This window comes from Allopontixanthobacter sediminis, assembly GCF_009828115.1.
Lineage (GTDB): Bacteria > Pseudomonadota > Alphaproteobacteria > Sphingomonadales > Sphingomonadaceae > Allopontixanthobacter > Allopontixanthobacter sediminis.
In genome coordinates this window covers 13021-31483 of record NZ_WTYL01000002.1, presented here as the reverse complement: position 1 = coordinate 31483, position 18463 = coordinate 13021, and the positions used below count along the sequence as shown (strand labels likewise).

13 protein-coding genes are annotated in these 18463 nt (G+C 55.3%); 1 reads left to right on the top strand and 12 read right to left on the bottom strand.

The features are described 5' to 3' along the window. Positions 1 to 595 precede the first annotated feature (595 nt). The 4 genes from GRI65_RS05960 to GRI65_RS05945 all read right to left on the bottom strand — a co-directional run bounded on the left by GRI65_RS05960 (position 596) and on the right by GRI65_RS05945 (position 2908). Positions 596 to 1222, bottom strand: coding sequence for a tyrosine-type recombinase/integrase (locus GRI65_RS05960; RefSeq protein ID WP_202391201.1), 627 nt, complete (start codon positions 1220 to 1222; stop codon positions 596 to 598). A 232-nt stretch (positions 1223 to 1454) separates the two neighbouring features. Next, positions 1455 to 2348, bottom strand: a complete 894-nt coding sequence (locus GRI65_RS05955) for a TIGR00341 family protein (RefSeq protein ID WP_160755656.1) — start codon at positions 2346 to 2348, stop codon at positions 1455 to 1457. 18 nt (positions 2349 to 2366) lie between these two features. Next, complete coding sequence (locus GRI65_RS05950; protein WP_160755655.1) at positions 2367 to 2507, bottom strand: hypothetical protein; 141 nt, start codon at positions 2505 to 2507, stop codon at positions 2367 to 2369. A gap of 119 nt (positions 2508 to 2626) precedes the next feature. After that, positions 2627 to 2908 carry a hypothetical protein gene (locus GRI65_RS05945; RefSeq protein WP_160755654.1) on the bottom strand — a complete coding sequence of 94 codons (282 nt, stop codon included), beginning with the start codon at positions 2906 to 2908 and terminating at the stop codon, positions 2627 to 2629. A 220-nt stretch (positions 2909 to 3128) separates the two neighbouring features. On the opposite strand from GRI65_RS05945, the gene GRI65_RS05940 reads away from it, so the two are divergent. Further along, positions 3129 to 6149 (top strand): TonB-dependent receptor, encoded by a 3021-nt coding sequence (locus GRI65_RS05940; RefSeq protein ID WP_160755653.1) that lies wholly within the window; start codon positions 3129 to 3131, stop codon positions 6147 to 6149. A 225-nt stretch (positions 6150 to 6374) separates the two neighbouring features. On the opposite strand, the gene GRI65_RS05935 is transcribed toward GRI65_RS05940, so the two are convergent. The 8 genes from GRI65_RS05935 to GRI65_RS05900 all read right to left on the bottom strand — a co-directional run bounded on the left by GRI65_RS05935 (position 6375) and on the right by GRI65_RS05900 (position 18255). Next, entirely contained in the window at positions 6375 to 7304 is a 930-nt protein-coding gene (locus GRI65_RS05935) for a sugar kinase (RefSeq protein ID WP_232843980.1), read from the bottom strand. A gap of 21 nt (positions 7305 to 7325) precedes the next feature. Beyond that, positions 7326 to 8081 carry an SDR family NAD(P)-dependent oxidoreductase gene (locus tag GRI65_RS05930; protein WP_160755652.1) on the bottom strand — a complete coding sequence of 252 codons (756 nt, stop codon included), beginning with the start codon at positions 8079 to 8081 and terminating at the stop codon, positions 7326 to 7328. A 36-nt stretch (positions 8082 to 8117) separates the two neighbouring features. Further along, the gene (locus GRI65_RS05925) at positions 8118 to 9389 is read right to left on the bottom strand and encodes an MFS transporter (RefSeq protein WP_160755651.1); all 1272 of its coding nucleotides are present in this window, start codon (positions 9387 to 9389) and stop codon (positions 8118 to 8120) included. Next, complete coding sequence (locus GRI65_RS05920) at positions 9386 to 9757, bottom strand: cupin domain-containing protein (protein ID WP_202391200.1); 372 nt, start codon at positions 9755 to 9757, stop codon at positions 9386 to 9388. Before GRI65_RS05920 ends, GRI65_RS05925 begins: the two co-directional genes overlap by 4 nt. Further along, entirely contained in the window at positions 9750 to 11930 is a 2181-nt protein-coding gene (locus GRI65_RS05915) for a heparinase II/III domain-containing protein (protein WP_160755650.1), read from the bottom strand. The genes GRI65_RS05920 and GRI65_RS05915 overlap by 8 nt, the downstream gene beginning before the upstream one ends. Next, positions 11927 to 14155 carry a chondroitinase-B domain-containing protein gene (locus GRI65_RS05910; protein ID WP_202391199.1) on the bottom strand — a complete coding sequence of 743 codons (2229 nt, stop codon included), beginning with the start codon at positions 14153 to 14155 and terminating at the stop codon, positions 11927 to 11929. Before GRI65_RS05910 ends, GRI65_RS05915 begins: the two co-directional genes overlap by 4 nt. A gap of 164 nt (positions 14156 to 14319) precedes the next feature. Further along, positions 14320 to 15057: a FadR/GntR family transcriptional regulator gene (locus tag GRI65_RS05905; RefSeq protein ID WP_160755648.1), complete on the bottom strand. Its 738-nt coding sequence runs from the start codon at positions 15055 to 15057 to the stop codon at positions 14320 to 14322. A gap of 147 nt (positions 15058 to 15204) precedes the next feature. Beyond that, a complete protein-coding gene (locus tag GRI65_RS05900) occupies positions 15205 to 18255 on the bottom strand; it encodes a TonB-dependent receptor (RefSeq protein ID WP_160755647.1) in 3051 nt (1016 codons plus the stop codon). Positions 18256 to 18463: the final 208 nt, after the last annotated feature.

Below are 18463 nucleotides of genomic sequence, written 5' to 3'. Positions count from 1 at the left end.
CGGAGAGGTGATCCGGGTTAAACAGGCCGGTGGCGGAGACGGAGGGATTCATTTTTCTAGAATAAATAGTTGAAGTTACTAGTTTTCCTATTCTTTCCGGAAAAGTTGTGCCCCCATCCGTGCCCCCGGTTCGGTGCCTAATTTTTCCGACCCAAATATGGAGGTGTACCAACAAAACTGATGGCACAATCACATCCAAGTTTTTCGGTAGCTGGGATGTCGGCATTGCGTCATCATTGTCGACGAGATGAGGCATCAAATGATCCTAAATCCCGCTGTTTATGCGGCCTGCGTCAAAGCTGAACTGAGAGACTGTGTCTTCGGACGATCCGGAATGGCTCCTTTCTAGCGCCGATTAGTCCAAGCCGCCATCAGTTCATCGAATTAGATTCTGGGTTCTGAATGACCGCTTCGTCGGACAGACCGGAAAGTCCGCTGTTAGGGCGGCGATGGCGATTAGCTGCCGTTCGTTCACTCGATGAAAGACGGTGGCTTTACGCCCGCCGCGGCATTCGAGCTGATTTGGCGAGAAATAGCAGCGGCCCGTCTGCAATCGGCGATAGGGAGATGCCAACCCCAAGGGGCCGGCTATCACTTAGATTTCTGTTTGTTCCGATAAACTGAGTGCGTCTTCGATGTCGACTCCCAGATATCTCACCGCATTTTCAATCTTGGAGTGCCCCAGGAGTATCTGGATCGCTCTGAGGTTGCCGGTGGCCTTATAGATCATGGCCACCTTCGTTCTCCGCATCGAATGTGTTCCATATTCCTGCCGCTGCAGACCGATGGATGTCACCCATTCGTCTACCAAACGGGCATATTGACGTGTACTTAGGTGTTTGGTGCGGTCTTCCCTACTGGGAAAGACATAGGCGTTAGGTGATCCGCCCCGTCTTGCAAGCCAAGCTATTAGGCTATTGCGGGCATCAACCGCGAGCTTGAATTGAACTGGGCGGCCTGTCTTGCGCTGGGTAATCGACGCCCGGTTTCGGATCTCGGTGCCCGCCATTAGATCGCTAATTTTCAGCTCGACCAAATCACACCTGCGCAGCTTGCTGTCGATCGCCAGATCGAACAAGGCTCTGTCGCGAACACGCTGTTCACGATCTAGATAGAACCTGATTGCCCATATCTGTTTCTGCGTTAGCGGCCGCTTCGGGCCGATCTTTGCCCCCTCATTCCATGCACGCCGATGTTCAGCTGACGGATCAAATTGTGACATTCCCACTGATATTCTCCTCTAGCCGGAATGGCCGAGGCAAAGATCGCGACAGAAACTTAAGGAACGCTAGACTTGTGAGGTCCGCAGAAGTGCAGCTTTTGTGCGCTTCGTGAATCGCCAGGATGTCTGCTTTTGGGGCCAGTCGTTGGTGCCGGTTATGACTGAAACTGGGTGGCTTCCTGTCAATTGTGGAGCGTTAGCCCCCTGAGCGCGGCGGTTGGTTGGGTGATCATCATCCGCTCGCACCGAGATACCCAAAAACGCCTTCCCAAGCGCCAAAGCCGAGCAGAATGTGTCCCGCCATCATCGCCATCAGCAGTCCCAGCAAAAGCACCCAGACCAGCATGATACCCGTAGTCATGCGCCAGCTTTTGGGCGGCAGGCCTTGAAACAGGAAAGTCGCGATACCCGCGACATTCACGCACACCAGATTGACCGTAAACAGGAACATCGCGCTGGCCCCGGCAGCGGGCAATCCTGCCCCGGTGTAAATGCCCGCAGCGGTCAGCGGCGGAACCAGTGCAACGGCGACCATCACACCCACAAGCGCTAGTGACGCCCCGCGACTAAAGGCCAGCACCCCGGCCGCGCCGCACGCGAGAGCAAGCGCAATATCGGCGGGCTGAACCAACGTCCGGTTGCGCAGCTCAGGGGTTAACGGATCAATCGTCACGATCACGCCGATCACCATGCCCGCCAGGATTGCTAGCGCGCAGCCCACGGCCAGTGTCGCAATTGCCTGTCGGCCCAGCTTCCAGTCACCAACCGTCGCTGCCAGCGCCAATCCCATCGTGGGGCCAAGCAAGGGCGCGATGATCATTGCGCCAATCACCACAGCAACCTGTCCGCTGCGCATTCCCAGCCCGGCGATGATGGCCGACAACGTCACCGTCAGCACGAAGGAAGGGCGGATATGCAGGCATTCTTCGATGTCATCATAAAGTTCATCAGTGCTCAGCCGGTCGCGGCTGAAAAAGCGTTCCAGCCATGTGGGCGGCGCTAGGCTGGAAGTCAGCGGCATTTCGGTTGCCGGGTTTTCTTCCACGGCAGGTAACACGGCTTCCAACTGCGCAACATGGGCCGTGAAAGACGGCACAGCGGCGAAGGCATCCTCCAGATCAGTCAAAAGACGTTCGGTATAACGCTACTGGACGATGCAAGTGTATTTCTCCTGCGCGCCCGGCACGGTTTCGCGCCAGAACCTGCGCGTGTGGCGCGGCAGGATTGTTTCCAGTCGATCGATCTGATCTTCAGGCAGGTATATCTGGACAAGTCTAGCCGACATGGAGCCCCCCAATCTCAGAAAACGATCTGGTACCGCTAGAGTAGGGTAACTTGACCACCCAAACCAGAGAGATGATGCCGGTGAAACAGTGTCGCATGCACTTGGACAAACAACGTTCGCTAATCGATCCGCAGCACCGCCGCCTTCAATGACATGACAATCTGCGCTACCAGCGAAGGCTCCAATCCCCTGTTCCAGCAGACATAGGCAGGAAACGGGAAAGCCGGTACGTCAGCCACGATCTTCAATGTTCCGTCCAGAAGAGATTTCCCAACCGAGCGCCGGGGCATGAACCCGGCCATCGCGTGAGATTTCAGCCAGTCTGCCGATCGTGCGCCGAGGTCCAGAATCAGGCCGGACTGAGGAGTAATGTCGAGGCGGCTGGCAATTTCCGCTGCCATCTCGCGACCCCACTCGATCCGGACATAGCTATCTCGCCAATGGTCAGCGTCAATCTCACGACGTGACGTGACACATAGACCTCAGCATATCAGCGGTATAGTTGATTGGTATACAGACTTGGTACCTTAGTATATTCGTTTTCTATGGAATATAGGTTGACAAATTGGTAGTACACGTTCAGTTCTTTGGCATAAAAGTATAATCGGGAGGGTAAGATCAATGATTTCCATCGGTACAGCCGTAGCAAAATCGGCGCACCAGATTACAGGCCCCAAGCGTTTGCTCGTGGCCTTGTTGGCGGGAACAGCCATGACTCTGTCTGCATCGCCTGCGTCGGCACAGGATGCGGATGCGCCTGCTGTGGAGGCGGAAGACGATGATGTCATCGTTGTCTCCGGCATTCTAAGCTCTCTCAAAACAGCGCTTAATGAGAAACGCCAGGCTGACAGCTTGGTTGAAATTATTCAGGCCGAAGCAATCGGCAAGCTGCCCGATCAAAACCTTGCTGAAGTACTCGAAAACATTACTGGAATTCAGATCACTAGAGAAGCAGGTGTGGGTACCGGTGTTCAGATCCGTGGCTCCAACGACAATCGCACCGAGATCAACGGTGTTGGCACCGTCGGTTCGGGTTCGGGCCGTAGCGGTATCAATTTCGAGGATGTAAATGCCGCGATTATTTCATCCGTGGAAGTGATCAAAGCGCCGACCGCGATGACGACCGAAGGTTCGGTTGGCGGCACCATCAACCTGCGCACAATCCGCCCACTCGACTTGCGTGATCCATTGATTGCGGCCCGCGTTCAGGGCGAATATTCCGAGCTTTCCAAAAGCATCCAGCCCCGCATCTCTGCCAGCTTCGGTAACAATTGGGCCGTCGGTGACGGCGAGGTCGGCATTGTCCTTAGTGGAAGCTATGCCAAGCAAGACGCGCTGTCGTTCCGGCCGCGCGTTGATCGGGATACTTTGACGGCTCAAGGTACTGGTGTCACCGCCACTGGGGCTCCCGGCCCAGCGTTCGATTATCTAGGCATTCAGTTCCTGAACCAGGAGCTGGAAGATTTCAAATATGAAACGTACAACCTGGCCGGCACGCTGGAATATGCCCCCACCGATAGTTTGAAATTCTATTTCGACGGATTTTATAACAAGCAAACGCGCAAGCAGGAAAGTACCAGGATCCAAGCTTCCGGTGTAAGCAATGTTCAGAGAACCAACGTCCCTGACACATTTGAAACGGTCGATTTTGGGTCGCTCGGCGGCGTCGATCTGGGCAGTATCCAGGCTGCGGAAACCGGGACCTTACAGCCGACCGTAGCCAACAAGCCGAACTTGCGTTTTTCGAGTGATGTCGGCGCCCGCCTGACCGATAGCAATCTTCTTCGGTTGGGTACGGAATGGGAAAGTGGCCGCTTCAAAGCGCGGGTCGAAGCGTCGCGCTCTCTCTCGAGCACGCGCACTCCAGACCTGAGCACAACGCTGAACTTCATAAATCCGAACACCCCGCTTACTGGCGCTACCCTTCCGAATGACAACGGCACCCCCTTCGCCTATGATTTGTCGGGTGGGACGCTAGCATTCGGTATTGATACGTCATCGGCAGTTGCGCCGACAATTGCCCAGCTGCTCGATCCAAGCAATGTGGTTTTGGACGCCGTATCAGTTGGTAACAACACGACAAGGAACGTCGAATATGTGGGCCGGATGGATTTCTCGCTCGCCCTAGATGATTTGACGGGATTCCTCACCTCCTTCGATTGGGGCTATCGTTATAATGATACCTCGACCGAGTTTAACGAATTTACCTCTAGTATTGGCCTGTCTGCATTACGCGACAGCCCGAACGGAACGGTGTTTTCAGAGCTTCTTGTCGCCGGTCCCTCAATCTTTGGTCGAGCCGATGGCCGATCGCTCTTCTTTGGCGATTTTCTCATCATTGATCCGAACCTTGCATATTCCGATCAAGCGGGAACGCTAGCCACCTTGCAGGCCGCCCTGGCAGGTGAACCGGGTGGGCGCAGACTGGCCGACCCTAGCTTTGAACCAGCATCGTTTTATAAAATCACTGAAACGTCCCACGCCGTTTACGGTCAACTTAATTTTGCAGCGGGTATTTTTAGCGGGAATGCCGGTCTGCGCTATGTAGATACTATCGTAAACTCGCTCGGTAATAATATCGGCGCTGGAGGTACAATAACGCAGGTTACCACGCCGGGCAAATATCAGGTGTTGTTGCCACGGCTTAACCTGGCGGCAAATCTAACTGACGATATTGTAGCGCGAGCAAGTTATGGTCAAGATATCAATCGGCCAAATTTCAACGATCTGAAAACCTCGGTGCGGTTTACCAGTGGCCCGAATACTGCTGTCGTCATTGGCAACCCAGATTTAGCACCAGAAAAAGTGACGTCTTATGATGCCTCGCTTAGTTACTATTTTGCGCCGGCAGCGGTGTTTAGCGTTGGCGTTTTTCACAAGCGGCGCACAAACCTGTTTGTGACGCAGGAATTCGCACCCGCAGTGGAACCAGTAACTGGCTTTAAAGATTTCACTCCCCCGTGTGAAGGCGGTGGCATTTTCAATCCAATCGCGGATCGGAACGTATTTGTCGATCCTGCGAACGCCGGCAATGGACTGTGTGTTCCAGTGACAACCACGATCAACGACCCTGGGGTAACCAAGCAAACAGGCGTTGAAGTGGCGTTCCAGTATGATCTGTCTTCCTTTGAGGACAGCATCGGCTTCGCATCTGGTTTTGGTCTGGCTGCAAACTACACGTACCAAAAATTCAGCGGTGGCGAGGCCACGAATTCATCCGCTGCTGACAGCCGCGCAAACGCTATCTTTAATTCCAGCAGTGGCCTCAATTCAGCACCGTACACCGCGGTGCAGGGCCTGCTAGATTTCTCCCCGCATGCTTACAACATAACTTTGTTCTACGAGAAGTATGGTTTGTCGGCACGGGCACGTTACACATGGCGCGATGCATTCCGTACGAACGATACGGCAGGCGGTGCCACCCTTGGCAGTACGTTGGGCTTTCCGGTTGTCACGTCTGCCAGAGGGCAGCTCAATGGCGGCATTACCTATGATTTGACGGACAATATCAACATTGGGGTAGAGGGTGTTAATCTTACCAAGTCCGAGATAAAACAATATTGCGTCAATGATGGCGCGTTGCTCTGCTTCCAGGGCCTGCCGGATCGCCGCCTTACCTTTGGCGCGTCGATCAGGTTCTAAACAAAAACGTTACCAACAAATTGACCACGTTAAGGAAGCGCTCCACACATGTGTGGAGCGCTTCTTTTCGTATCGCAGCGACACCCGGCAAGTTTGCAGCCTGTTTTGCGGTCGCGGTTTTTCGTCCGGAATGGGTGCGCCAAAACCTGTTTCAACAGAGCAAAGGCTGGTACGCCCCCCCCCAGCTGGTCACAGCAAGACGTTAGCGAAGCGTTGGCAGTATTGTTATGCGCGAAAATCAGCCAGCAATTGGCGCAGATCGTCGTCGATGGGCGGAACCGCGCCGTGGCGGCGGATGACCCAGCCGGCGAGGCGTTGGCCGCGCGCTGCGGCTTGTTCGGGGTCCAGCCCCTCGATCCGCGCGGACAGATAGCCCGCGTTAAATGCATCCCCGGCTCCGCTGGCATCGACCATAATCAGGCGGTTGACAGGGATAGTTTGCATTTCAGAGTCCCTGCGGGCCAGCAGGCAGCCTCGCTCGCCCGCTTTCACCACCACTTCAAAGCAACCTTGGTCGAGCCAATTGGTGGCAATTTCCTGTTCGGTCAGCGCGGTGCCGGCGATTTCGCATTCGTCGGAATTGGTCGGGAGCCCGATCGAGGCACAGGCAATAGCACCCTGAGAAGACTGCCACGCCGCTTCGCGTGTGGGCCACAGCCGCATTCGGAAATTGCTGTCATAGGCGACATTCCCGCCCGCTTCGCGCACGGCGCAGGCCGCCTCCAGCAAGGTCAGGCGCGCGCTTTCGGGCAGAATAGCCAGCGTGATCAGGCTGTAATAAATAAAATCGCATTTTACGGTGTGAGCCAGCGCATCGGCCATGCCCGGCTGGCCAAACATCTCCCGCGCGGCGCTTTGATCTCGCCAATACAGAAAGCTGCGTTCCCCTGTCACATCGACATGGATCGCGTAAATTCCCGGATTGCGATCGGGATGGCGCAGCACGAAGCGGGTGTCGATCCCCTCGGCAGCCCATCCGGCAACCAGTGCGTCGCTGATCGGATCGCTGCCCACCGCAGTCACATAGGCCACATCGTGGCCCATGCGCGCAAGGTGGATAGCGGTGTTCAGCGTATCTCCGCCATAGCGGAGACCCCCTGAGGAGCCGCCACTATGGTATTCGAGCATCGCTTCGCCGAATATGATGACTGACATGGCCGCACCCTTGTCCTTCTCTTACGAGAAGAACAGACCGCCGTTGATATCGATATTGGCACCGGTGATGAATGAGGCTTCGTCCGATGCCAGGTAGACCGCTGCATCGGCTGTTTCCGATGCCTTGCCCTGCCGGCGAAGCGGCGTCGAATTGGCTACGTTCGTGCGCACTTCATCCTTGGTGAAGGTGTCGTGGAAAGTAGTCGCGATCATACCCGGGCACAGCGAGTTTACGCGGATACCCTTTGGGCCAAGTTCCTTCGCCATGCCGCGGGTGAAGGACATTACGGCCCCCTTTCCGGCGGAATAGGCCGATGCACCCGGCCCGCCGCCATCGCGGCCAGCCTGCGAGGCGAAGTTCACGATTGCGCCACCTGCGGGCATGTGAGGGACCACCGCCTTGGTCGCGAGGAAGGTCGAGGTGACGTTGAGCCGCATGACATGTTCGAAGAAATCGAAGTCCATTTCATCAAGCGTCTTGCGCGCAACCATGCCGCCTGTGACATTGACCAGCACGTGGATTTCCTCACCGAAATTATCCAGCGCGGCCTGCACAACCGCTGATACATCATCGGGCTTGGTCATGTCGCCCTTGGCAATTACTGCCTTACCGCCGGCCTGCGTGATTTCATCAAGCGTGGCCTGCGCTGCACTTTCATCGTTCAGGAAATTGACCACCACGGAGGCGCCTTCTTTGGCGAGACCGACTGATACGGCACGGCCGATGTCGCGGCTTCCGCCGGTTACGATTGCTACTTTGCCTGATAGTTTGGACATGTGATTTCCTGTTTTTAGCTTAGAGGAGTGTCTGCGCTAGGCAGATTTGGGATTCAAAGGTTTGATGTTGGGGCAGAAGATCAACACCGAAAGAACCGTCATGATCGCCAGTCCTGCGCCTACTGCGAAAGCAGGTGCGTAACTGTTGACCGTGATGAACGGGATAAGGGTATTGAGGCCGACCACCGCCAGTTTCGCAGCGGTGCCAGCAAAGCCCGCGAGCGAGCCGACCGATTTGCCGCTGTAGAAATCGCTCGGCAGGGTCTGGATGTTTCCGACAGCCGTCTGGAACCCGAACAGGATCGCCGCCATCAGCAGGACCGCAAATAGCGGGGTGGCGGCCTTCATTGTCATCAAAAGCGAGACCAGCATGATCAAGCCGCCCAACGCAATAATCACTTTGCGCGTCTTGTTGACTGTCCAGCCGGCCTTGATCCGGTTCTGCGCCATAAGCCCGCCGAACCAAGCGCCAAACATCGCGCCGACGTAGGGGATCCAGGCGTAAATGGCGATTTCCTCCACTCCGAAACCATAGGTTTCGGACAGGTAGAGCGGCAACCAGCCGACAAACAACCACCAGATCGGATCGCTGAAAAAGGATGCCAGAATAACGCCCCAGCTTTCCTTTCGCGAAAGGATTTCGACCGTACCGGGCGCATAGGTCGCAACTTCGTTGGTATCCTTGTTGCGCTGCCCGGTCAGGATAAATTCGCGCTCCTCAGCAGAAACCCAGGGATGAGTTTCCGGGCCGGATTTGTAGACGATCAGCCACGGCACCAGCCACAGAAAGCCAATCGCGCCGACCGCAATAAATGTTGCTTCCCAAGTACCAAGAAAGACAAACAGCACGCCAATGATTGGGGCTGATATGATCCCCCCGATGGCGGCGCCGGAATTGAAGATGCCCTGCGCCAGCGCGCGTTCGTTGATCGGGAACCATTCAGCGTTGGCCTTGGTCGCGCCGGGCCAGTTTCCTGCTTCGGACACGCCGAGAATTCCGCGAAAGATCGCAAAACTGGTCAGGCCAGTAGCCGTAGCATGCAGCATAGTTGCCGCCGACCACACGACAATGGACAGCACGAAACCCAGCCGGGTGCCAATCCAGTCGAAGATCTTCCCGAACAGCGACTGACCAAATGCATAGGCAAAGGTGAAGACGTTGAGGATAATCGCATAATCGAGTTTCGTAAGGCCAAGCTCTTCGGAAATTTCCGGCCAAAGGAAACCGATCGCACCGCGGTCGATATAATTGATGATTGTCGCAATCGCGACCAGACTGACAATGACCCACCGGAACTTGCCGTTCATGATACCAATTCCGCATCAGCCAGGAAATCTTCCCGAAGAGGGCTGAACGTATCTATGAGGACCCCTGCTTCGATACAGGTGGTGCCGTGATCGACATTGGGCTCGATATAAATGCTGTCTCCGGCGGCCAGCTCTCGTTCGGCACCGCCGACTAGCGCCTTGAACCGACCGGACTCGACGTAAGTTGCCTGGCTATGGGGATGTGAATGGACTGAGCCTTTCGCTCCAGCGGCGAACGTCACGCGGCAGATCATCAACTCCGCTCCGTAGCTCAGCATCTGGCGGAAAATCCCGGGATCGACTTCCTCGTTGGACCTATCGCTTGCAAAAACGAACGGTCCGCTGCCGGCTGTCATCGTGTTATTCATGGCTGGATCCTCTCCCCGGGATATCAATTTTTTTGGCGAAACCAGTCCAGTTCAGAGCGGTGCCATCGATTTTTGCGCTATGGCGTGTTGCCGGGTCGGCATCATAGGAAATTGCAAACGCCGTTCTGCTGCCGCTGATCGTTTCGACCACCAGCACATCGCTGCCGTCAATCTGCTCGATCCTGATTGTTTTTATCTGGCTGTCGCTGGCGGTGGTCTGTTCAGCGGCGCCATCGTAGCGGCCATGCGCTTCCAGGACTGAGGCAAAAACCGTGGAGCCGCTACTGTTGACCCGCTGGATAACCATCGGCTCGCGGCGGAGATTGAACTCCGGGTCATTGGCACCGCTTTCAGCGAGAATAGTTTCGCTGCCTGCCTGCGGAACCCACCGCGCAGTGTAGAACCGGTCCCCCAGCAGCCAGGTTAAATGCGCGGTTGCGGAATCCGTTGGCGCACCCTTCGCATCGACCCAGATATGCTGATATCCGTTGGCGCTGCCCAATACCGGCCGCGTGGTGACGTTCGACGTCAGGTCGAAGCCGACCCGCATAATCTGTCCCATATAATGCAGCGGCAAATCATAGGTATGCGGGGTATCGGAATTTACCCGCATGACATCCACCACCAGCGGCTGCGACAATCCGTCGACGTCCAGCAATGCCATAGTGCGGGTGAAGGTCACGCCTTCGAATGCGCCGCGCATGATGGCCGAACTGACCTGCTCGCCCGGAGTGGCGGAGTAATACAGCTGCTGGGGTGCAAGGGTATCGGCAAGCTTAGCGTCACCGCCAAAGTCGGACATTTCATCGACCACCAGCGTGTTGTGCGCGACAGTCTGCTTGGCCCAGCTTTCGTTTTCGGGGAGATAGCGTCCGCCCTGCTTGGCCTCGATATTGAGGAAGCGGGCTGCGCCGTAATCGGTCACGATCTCGCGGCCATTGTCGTAATATTGCCAGCTCAACTTGTCGAAATGGCCGTGACCCATCCCCTGCGAGCTGTTCTTGGTCACCAGTGTCTGGCCTGTGAAGCCAGAGCCGGTTCGCAACAGAGCAACTGCGCCCAGATTGCCGTTCGGACCATCGCCGAGCAACTTTGAGGTAAAATCGAACGGGATGGCTTTGCCCGCCGCCAAATCACGCGCCAGCAGTAACCCCGCATCGGTTGGCACGGTACGGCCCTGCCATTCGGCCACCGAAAGCAGGCTTGGATCCCGCGTCTTGGCATAGGCGATGGCGACGCCCTGATACAGTTCTTCGGTACGCAGGCTCTTGTCCTTCAGCGCATCGTTGAAGGGCAGGAAGTGTCCGTTATACGTAAGTTGGACCGTGGTGAGCAGCGCCTTCAGCAAAATGCCATCGCGATGTTCGAAGATCTTGCGGCTGGGATCGTTACGCTCGATCGAATCGGCGAATACCATGAAAGGCATCAGCGCATAGCGCTGGTAATAGGGACCTTCCGTATAATAGCCATCGGGTGAAAACAGCAATTCGGTCTGCCGCAGGAAACCGGTCTTACCATCCTTTTCAAGACCGTTGAGCGCAATATTGACGAGGTTTTTGTCGCCCAATACATAGCCCGTCATGCCGACACCGGCAGCAGCCCACGTCGCATGATTGTGGATGCGGCGGAACGTGTTGGCCGAATCTACGGAAAGGAATCTGGCGGCCCTGCGGAAGACCTGATCGTCGATCTGCTTACGCTGTGCGGCGACCAGCGTGCCGCGTATCGCCTCATAGCCCTGCACCGAATTTACCAGCCAGACTGCATCGTTGAGGACCTGCCAGAACAATCGTCCGCTATTCTGGTTTGCCTTGGCCGGATGATCCCCCAAAGTCGGGTAGAGTTTGGCATAGGACAGCAGCATATCGCGCACGTAATCGGCATATTTCTGCTCGCCCGTCAGCTTGAACAATTGTCCGCCGAGATAGATCGCGCGGTAATTGCGCTTGTGCTGTTCGTGGGTGTAGCCGCCGCCAGGATCGGTCGGTACGGGAACAACCACACCTTGCGCCATCATCTGATCCAGAAATGCAGCAGAGCGGGCAATTTCCTCTTCGAACAACGGAGCCGGTTGCGCGACAGATACGGTTGCCGGGGCTGGTTCAGCCGCTGCTTGTGCCGGTTGGGCCGTTCCCAGCGCCAAAGACAATGTTAAGAGAGCCGGGCGGATCATTTTTTGTTCCCCGCAGCAGCTTTGCTGCCTGTTATGATTGCCCGCTCAGTTCCTTTATAGAACAACTCTTCAACTTCCGGCCCGGCCCCGGTATCGAAAATGTTGTTTGTAATGACTGTGCTGGGATTCCCCACAGTGTGGGCGATTTTCAGCGGAGCGCTTTGGTTAAAACTGTTATTTTCGATTTTGGTGACCTGCACGCCGTGCAACACCAGCGATGCGCCTGAGGCATTGTTCTTGCCCTGACCCACTTCGGACAGTGCCGATCCGGAGAGCCGGAAATGCGGTCCAAAAGTACTTTCATCTGTACCGCCGCGATAAATGGCGGCGATCCCGTTCTGCACCTTGGCGAATTCGGAATCCTCAATCACCACATATTCGGCGTTATACTGGCCGTAATCATCGGATTCCGCTGCGGCATTCACCACCATTCCACTGATGTTTGCAAAGCTGCTGTTCTTAATCGTAACTTCGTCGGCGAGCGCTCCCTTGCCGATAACCAGCACATCGAACGCTTTGTTCACGTCAAGGCTGGAAATGGCGACATGATCCATCTCGATCAGGAAGTTGCGCTTCATTGGTCCTGGCACAGTCCGGATCACGCTGTTGCCGACATTGTCGGGCGCATCTTTACCGGTAATGGTCAAATTGGTGAGACGCAGGCTGCCACCCTCGGCTATTTCAAATAGCGAGGGCCGCCCGAAACTGATTGCAGCTCGTGCCCCTTCACTTGCCGCTGTCCCAGAGACAGTGATCGGCTTGTCGATCAGCAATGTCTTGTTTGTCAGATATTTGCCGGGTGCCAGTTCTAGCCGGTCGCCAGATTTGGCGCTGGCCACTGCGATGGCGAGAGTATCGTCGCCCGGCTTCACCGGGATAATTACACCGCCGTCGAATTCGGAGCTTGAAGTAGGTTTGGGGTACCAGTCGGGTCCGGCCATGTCGCGCGTCAACGGCGTCAGATCACGCGGCGCGCCCAGTGCGGCATAAGCAGGCCCAACCGGATACAGCAGACCGTTTGCAGCACGCTCCAGCTTGATCTCTGCCCGCCCGATTTCTGACGCAGCGCTGTGGACTTGCCCGGAAGTCACCGCATTGTTGGAGAAAGCAATGCCTGCAATGTCATCATCGACCTCGATAAACGACCCATTCCCCGCGCCGCTTAGCAAATTGTCGGTGAACCGGCTATTGACCGGAGGCGCGGAGCGTTCTTCGCTCTTGCCCGCGCCAAAGGTCACGCGAGTGCTGTCGAGGATTGAATTGTGCTCGATTAGGGCTTTGTTTACTTGGACGTAGCGATTGACCGGAGAATTGGGCACACCGTTCATTACGGTCAGGGCACTGGCAAATCCGGTTCCCCGCAAGCCTTCCATGTAATTGCCACGGACTGTCTGGTCCTGATTGATTACCCGAATGCCGCCGGTGTGGTCCTTGCCGCGACCGAAGAAGATGTTTCGCTCGACCAGATTGCCATCGCCATGGCGCAAGGTTACCGCACCGCGGCTGGTATCGAATACATTGCGGCGGATTATATTCGCGCCCGATTTGATCGAGATAATCTCTATCTCGCCGTCGCATTTTTCGAAATAATTATCTTCGACGACCGTGTTGGAATTGAACATCGAATATTGGCTGGTACCAATCCGTAATGTTTCGCCGCCGTTTGATCCCAGCACCGGGCGCGGCCCGAAATAATTATGGTCGATCCGGTGGCCATTCTCCTGGCTGCCCTTGCTGTCCAGCCGGACTGCCAATGTTACGCCTTTGTTGGTTTTTCCAGCCAGATAGTTGTGGTCGAAGCGGTTGTTCTTGCCATACATTCCGACCCAGTAATCATCGTCATAGCGATTGGGCTTGCTGAAATTATCGATCACGACTTCGGTTATGCGGCTGTTGCGTGCCTGGTCGTCCTTGCTGCGGCGGAATGAAATAACTTCTCCGGTGGGGCTGTAACCGTTCAGGAAAACCAAACCGGTAACCAGAATATGATCGCCGCCGATGCGAAGGTTGGACTTTCCGGTAATTACTACCTTGCCGGGGGTCTCTGAGATCAGCGTAATTGGTTTGTTCTTGGTGCCCTTGCCAGTCAGGACGATTTCAAAATCCTGCCAATTTCCGTTGGCCAGAATGATCACATCACCGGCCTGCACTTTTTTGGCGGCGGAAAAATATTCGGCGTGGTTCTTGACCAGATAGTGTTCGGCAAAGGCCGGGGACGCTGACATCAACGTTACACCCAAAATCAGACAGCGCCCGACGAACATATCAATCCTCCCACATTATTATGATGGAAGGGGTATCAGGAGTCTAGAGAGGCGTCAACCAATCTGTCATACCATTAAGCAATTTAAGTTAGACCAGTTTGCCAGACAATAATTCTGGGGTAGAATTATTCATCGGCTGGTGTGAGAAATCGCTGGCGACTCTCGGTGGCGCGTTGGCGCACTTTGAGCAATTCTTCGCGCTCAGTCACGTCGAGCATGGACGATATCAATCGCAGGAAATGTTGCCGCATCGCCGTGCGAGCGGCAATGGGGTCGCGCGCTTCGAGCGCATCGAGGATATCCTTATGCTCGCGAGAACGCGCTGTGACGTCGTCATCGCAGATCGCTTCGTAGCTGCGCTTCACTGCCGGCAATTCCTCGCGCATTCTCCAAAGCGTCTCGATCGTATGGAGCATCGCGCGGTTGCCCGAGGCTTTCGCAATCAATGCATGGAATTGCTTGTCCGCCGCGGTCGATACGGCATCGTCTGGCGTCTCCATTTCGGCAAGAAGTTCACGGAGCCGTTCGAGAGTCTCGTCGGTCATCAACTTCGCAGCCAGACCAGCAGCCTCTGCTTCGATCAAGGATCGCGCTTCGGTGAGTTCGAAAGCACTTACATCGGGCAATTTTCCTGGCCGCAGTGGCTGCTCTTCGCAAACATAGACACCGGCACCCGTTTTGATTTCAATACGTCCGACGGCCTGCAGGGCAATTTCTGCCTCGCGAATAGTCACCCGGCTGACATCAAACCGCTCGGCCAATTCGCGTTCGCCAGGCAAGCGCGATCCAGCAGGAAATACGCCCTTCTCGATCATCTCGCTCAACTGTTCTGCGATAGTATGAAACAGCCTCTGTTCTGCCATGGTTCGCGCAATCCCGCCCTAAATTGGTCTATACAACTGGTTAAATCCCTAGCCTAAAAACTGCCGCGCTGTCGACAGCAACGTTCGCATTGCCCCTCAAGGTTGCGCGTAGTGTAATGTCGGACCACACCGCGCGCCGTGACGGACCTAGAATTTGACCCGCACACCTGCATAATAACGCGGACCGTATGAGGAAATTGAAGCGAAATCGTCAATCGTCGGACGGTAGTCGACCCGAGGCTCGTTAAATAGGTTCAACCCTTCGAGCGACAGGCGAACATTCTTGTTCAGCTTATAGGAAATGCGTGCTTCGAACACGCCGGTGTCGTCGACGAAGCGGAGCCGTCCAGGTGTGCTGACGAACTGCTGGAAATATCTGCTGCGATATTTGTACACGCCCTGAAAATCGAACCCACCCAGCTGGTAATAAACCTGCGCCGACAACACATGCTTAGACAGACCGAAAATCTCGGCCGGCGGCACAACTCCAATACGCCTTGTCACAGTTCCATCCGCGGCGACGAGGGTGGACGAGCCCAGATCCTCATCTTCAAATTTGAAGTTGGAACTTGCATAATTGTACCCAACCTTGAAGCCTAGACCATCCAGCGGGGCAGGCAGATAGCTGAACCGGTGCGCGGCAGACACCTCGAAGCCGTAAATCGAGCTGGTTTCACCGTTCGTGTTGGTCGTGGTCACAATCGTATCCAGCGCCTGACCGTCGACAATGAAAGTTTCTGTCTGGCTGGTATTCACAAAGCCGCCGTTAAATGTCTTGTAATATGCGCCGACCGCCAGAATTGAATCCTTGTCAGGATACCATTCGAGAGCCGCATCGTAATTCCAGGATAGCAGCGGATCGGTAAAGGGGTTACCAGATGCCGTCGCGGTCCCGACAGCATCTGCTATCGATGTGACAGTATCATCAAGCAAAGCGTTGAACGAACGACCAAACCCGAGCGCCGAAGGATCGGGCCGCGACAGTGCGCGGAATACTGCGAAGCGGGCCAATAGGTCCGGCTGCAAATTGGCCGTAAGGTTAAAGCTGGGCAGGTATTCGGTATATTTTCCGCCGCCTGAAACTGTCGTCAGGGAATTCTGGTTCTCGGTGATGATCAGCGTGCCATCCGGCCGGGTCGAAGACGTGAGCGTACCGCGGAAACCGGATGAATCGACTTTGGTCTTGATTACCCGCAATCCCACATTGCCGCGTAAGGGCAAGGCACCCAGATCGCTGTCGAAGTTGGCCTGGACATAGCCTGCCCAGGTCTTTTCATCGACGTTGTTGTTCTGTATCGAATCAAAATTGCCGGTGGGGAAGCTTGGTACACCATTCTCATCGAAAGTAATGGTGCCGCTTGGATTGCTAGCCTCAAGAGATTGCACCAGGCACAAAGCGTCAAACGTCGCATAGGTGTTGGTGGAACTGATGACATTGCCGGCTGAGTCGACATTGGTAATTAGCGGGTTGCCGCTCGAAACCGATGACAGAAAACCGCTTTCGGGGAAGGGTGTGCGACATGCACGGTTGGCGGCAGCCAGTGCCGCATTGCTATAGGTGATTTCGTTGCGGCTGGTCCCGGTGGCGGCCCCGGGAACATCACGATATTTCAATTCCTGGAAGCGGCCACCCAGTTCCACGGTCTTGAATAATCCGTCCAGTTCGTATTCGAGATCAGCGCGCGCCGCGAAGATGCTGTTGTAGCGATCCTGTTCGAGATCGTAACGCGTCCGAGCATTGTCGGCGAAGAAACCGTAATTGTTGACGTCAAACTGCTGGACGACGAAATTGAGCGCTTGCGAACCATTCTGTTGGATTAGATAGGCGGTCTCGATCCGGTCGTTCGAGGTTGTGCCATCGCTTTCGCGAGAAAGCGGATAAGTGTTTGCACCATCCAGATTAATCTGGTCCCTGATCCGCATGCGAACCTGCACGGATTCCTCTATCCGCTGCGTTTGCGAATAGGACAGATCGGCTGAAACCTTTAGGCGATCAGTGGCCTGAACTGAGACTGACAGGCCGCCGCCGTAATATTCTTCATCCCGTTCCAAATATTCGCTGTTTGTTTCGACACTGGTTTCCCCGGTGAACTGTTGCAAGGCGCCTGACGAACTGACCATCAGAGGAAAATCGAGCGCATTGGCATCGCCCAAACCGTCGATCCTGCGACCTTCCGAAAATACCAGATCGCTGCGTTCCTCGCGGAACAGGCGCTTGGAATATTGGAAATCCATATTGATATCGACGTCGGAATTCGGTTTCAGCTGCACGGAACCAAAGAAGGAATCGCGCGTGTCATCGGTAATGTTCTGACGCAGCGTGTAACTGTTATGTGCGATTACGAAATCCTGCGTCGGATCATAGGCCGAATTACAGTTATTATCGTCAAATACTCCGCTCGCCCGGTCGGTCGGGTCGTTTTTGCAGAAATTCACGGTGCCGCTGACATTGGCTTCCTGCTCCGGATTGGTGGAGACATTGCGTGAGTAACCCAGCGAAATGCCTACTTCGCCGCCGCCCAGTTCGAACTGGTCGATATAGCTGACGGTCCCGCGATAGCCGAAGTCCTGAAACCGCTGGTCCTTATCAATATCGAAGTTGTCCGGGTTGTAGTTGACCTTGAGTTCGCCTTGGATCAGTCGCTTGCCGTAATCAACAGGCCGGACAGTGCTCAATGAAATCTGGCCGGCAACACCGCCTTCAATCATGCTTGCAGATTGGGTTTTGTATACTTCCAACCTGTTGAACAATTCGGATGGAAACTGGCTGAAATTGACCGAGCGATCCCCGCTGCCATTCGATGCCGAGCGGCCATTGACTACGGTGGAACCAAGGAAAGGGCCTAGGCCGCGCAGAGAAATTTCAGTCGCACCGCCCTGTTCGCGGTGCGAAGCGGCACTGGTCAGAGTTTCGATGGCCTCGCCAATCGACAGGGCGGGCAAGTCACCAATCTCATCAGCCGAGAGCGCCTCGACGATCTCGTCGGAATTGCGCTTAGTATTGATGGAGTTTTGAATGGTCGCACGAATACCGCTGACGACGATCGCGTTGTCGGCTTCCTCAAATGCTTGTTCGCCCGGAGCGTCCTGTGCTGCAACCTGCGGTGCATAGGCGCCGACCGCGCAACCAGTCAGCAGCACGGACATCAGCCGCAACTTAAAATTGATAGCCGAATCAGGATGCGCCTTCGTTTGCATCAAAACCTCCCTGCAAATCCTATTTTTTAAAGAATTGGACCAACCTACATAGATTGTCAACCAATGATGCAGACCTGCATTCTGTATATTGTCTGCCTAATAGCTATGCCAGTTTGGAACCTAACTTTTTTGAGCGGCACTGCGAGGTTGGTGTTTGCCGTGATTTTCAGGTCGTAAGTCTTCGATTCGCCTACTCGAATGAGACGGC

Coding starts and splice junctions, on each gene's coding strand:
- GRI65_RS05960 (WP_202391201.1), bottom strand. CDS start 1,222: ATGTCACAATTTGATCCGTCAGCTGAACATCGGCGTGCATGGAATGAG.
- GRI65_RS05950 (WP_160755655.1), bottom strand. CDS start 2,507: ATGTCGGCTAGACTTGTCCAGATATACCTGCCTGAAGATCAGATCGAT.
- GRI65_RS05945 (WP_160755654.1), bottom strand. CDS start 2,908: ATGGCAGCGGAAATTGCCAGCCGCCTCGACATTACTCCTCAGTCCGGC.
- GRI65_RS05940 (WP_160755653.1), top strand. CDS start 3,129: ATGATTTCCATCGGTACAGCCGTAGCAAAATCGGCGCACCAGATTACA.
- GRI65_RS05935 (WP_232843980.1), bottom strand. CDS start 7,304: ATGTCAGTCATCATATTCGGCGAAGCGATGCTCGAATACCATAGTGGC.
- GRI65_RS05930 (WP_160755652.1), bottom strand. CDS start 8,081: ATGTCCAAACTATCAGGCAAAGTAGCAATCGTAACCGGCGGAAGCCGC.
- GRI65_RS05925 (WP_160755651.1), bottom strand. CDS start 9,389: ATGAACGGCAAGTTCCGGTGGGTCATTGTCAGTCTGGTCGCGATTGCG.
- GRI65_RS05920 (WP_202391200.1), bottom strand. CDS start 9,757: ATGAATAACACGATGACAGCCGGCAGCGGACCGTTCGTTTTTGCAAGC.
- GRI65_RS05915 (WP_160755650.1), bottom strand. CDS start 11,930: ATGATCCGCCCGGCTCTCTTAACATTGTCTTTGGCGCTGGGAACGGCC.
- GRI65_RS05910 (WP_202391199.1), bottom strand. CDS start 14,155: ATGTCAGCGTCCCCGGCCTTTGCCGAACACTATCTGGTCAAGAACCAC.
- GRI65_RS05905 (WP_160755648.1), bottom strand. CDS start 15,057: ATGGCAGAACAGAGGCTGTTTCATACTATCGCAGAACAGTTGAGCGAG.
- GRI65_RS05900 (WP_160755647.1), bottom strand. CDS start 18,255: ATGCAAACGAAGGCGCATCCTGATTCGGCTATCAATTTTAAGTTGCGG.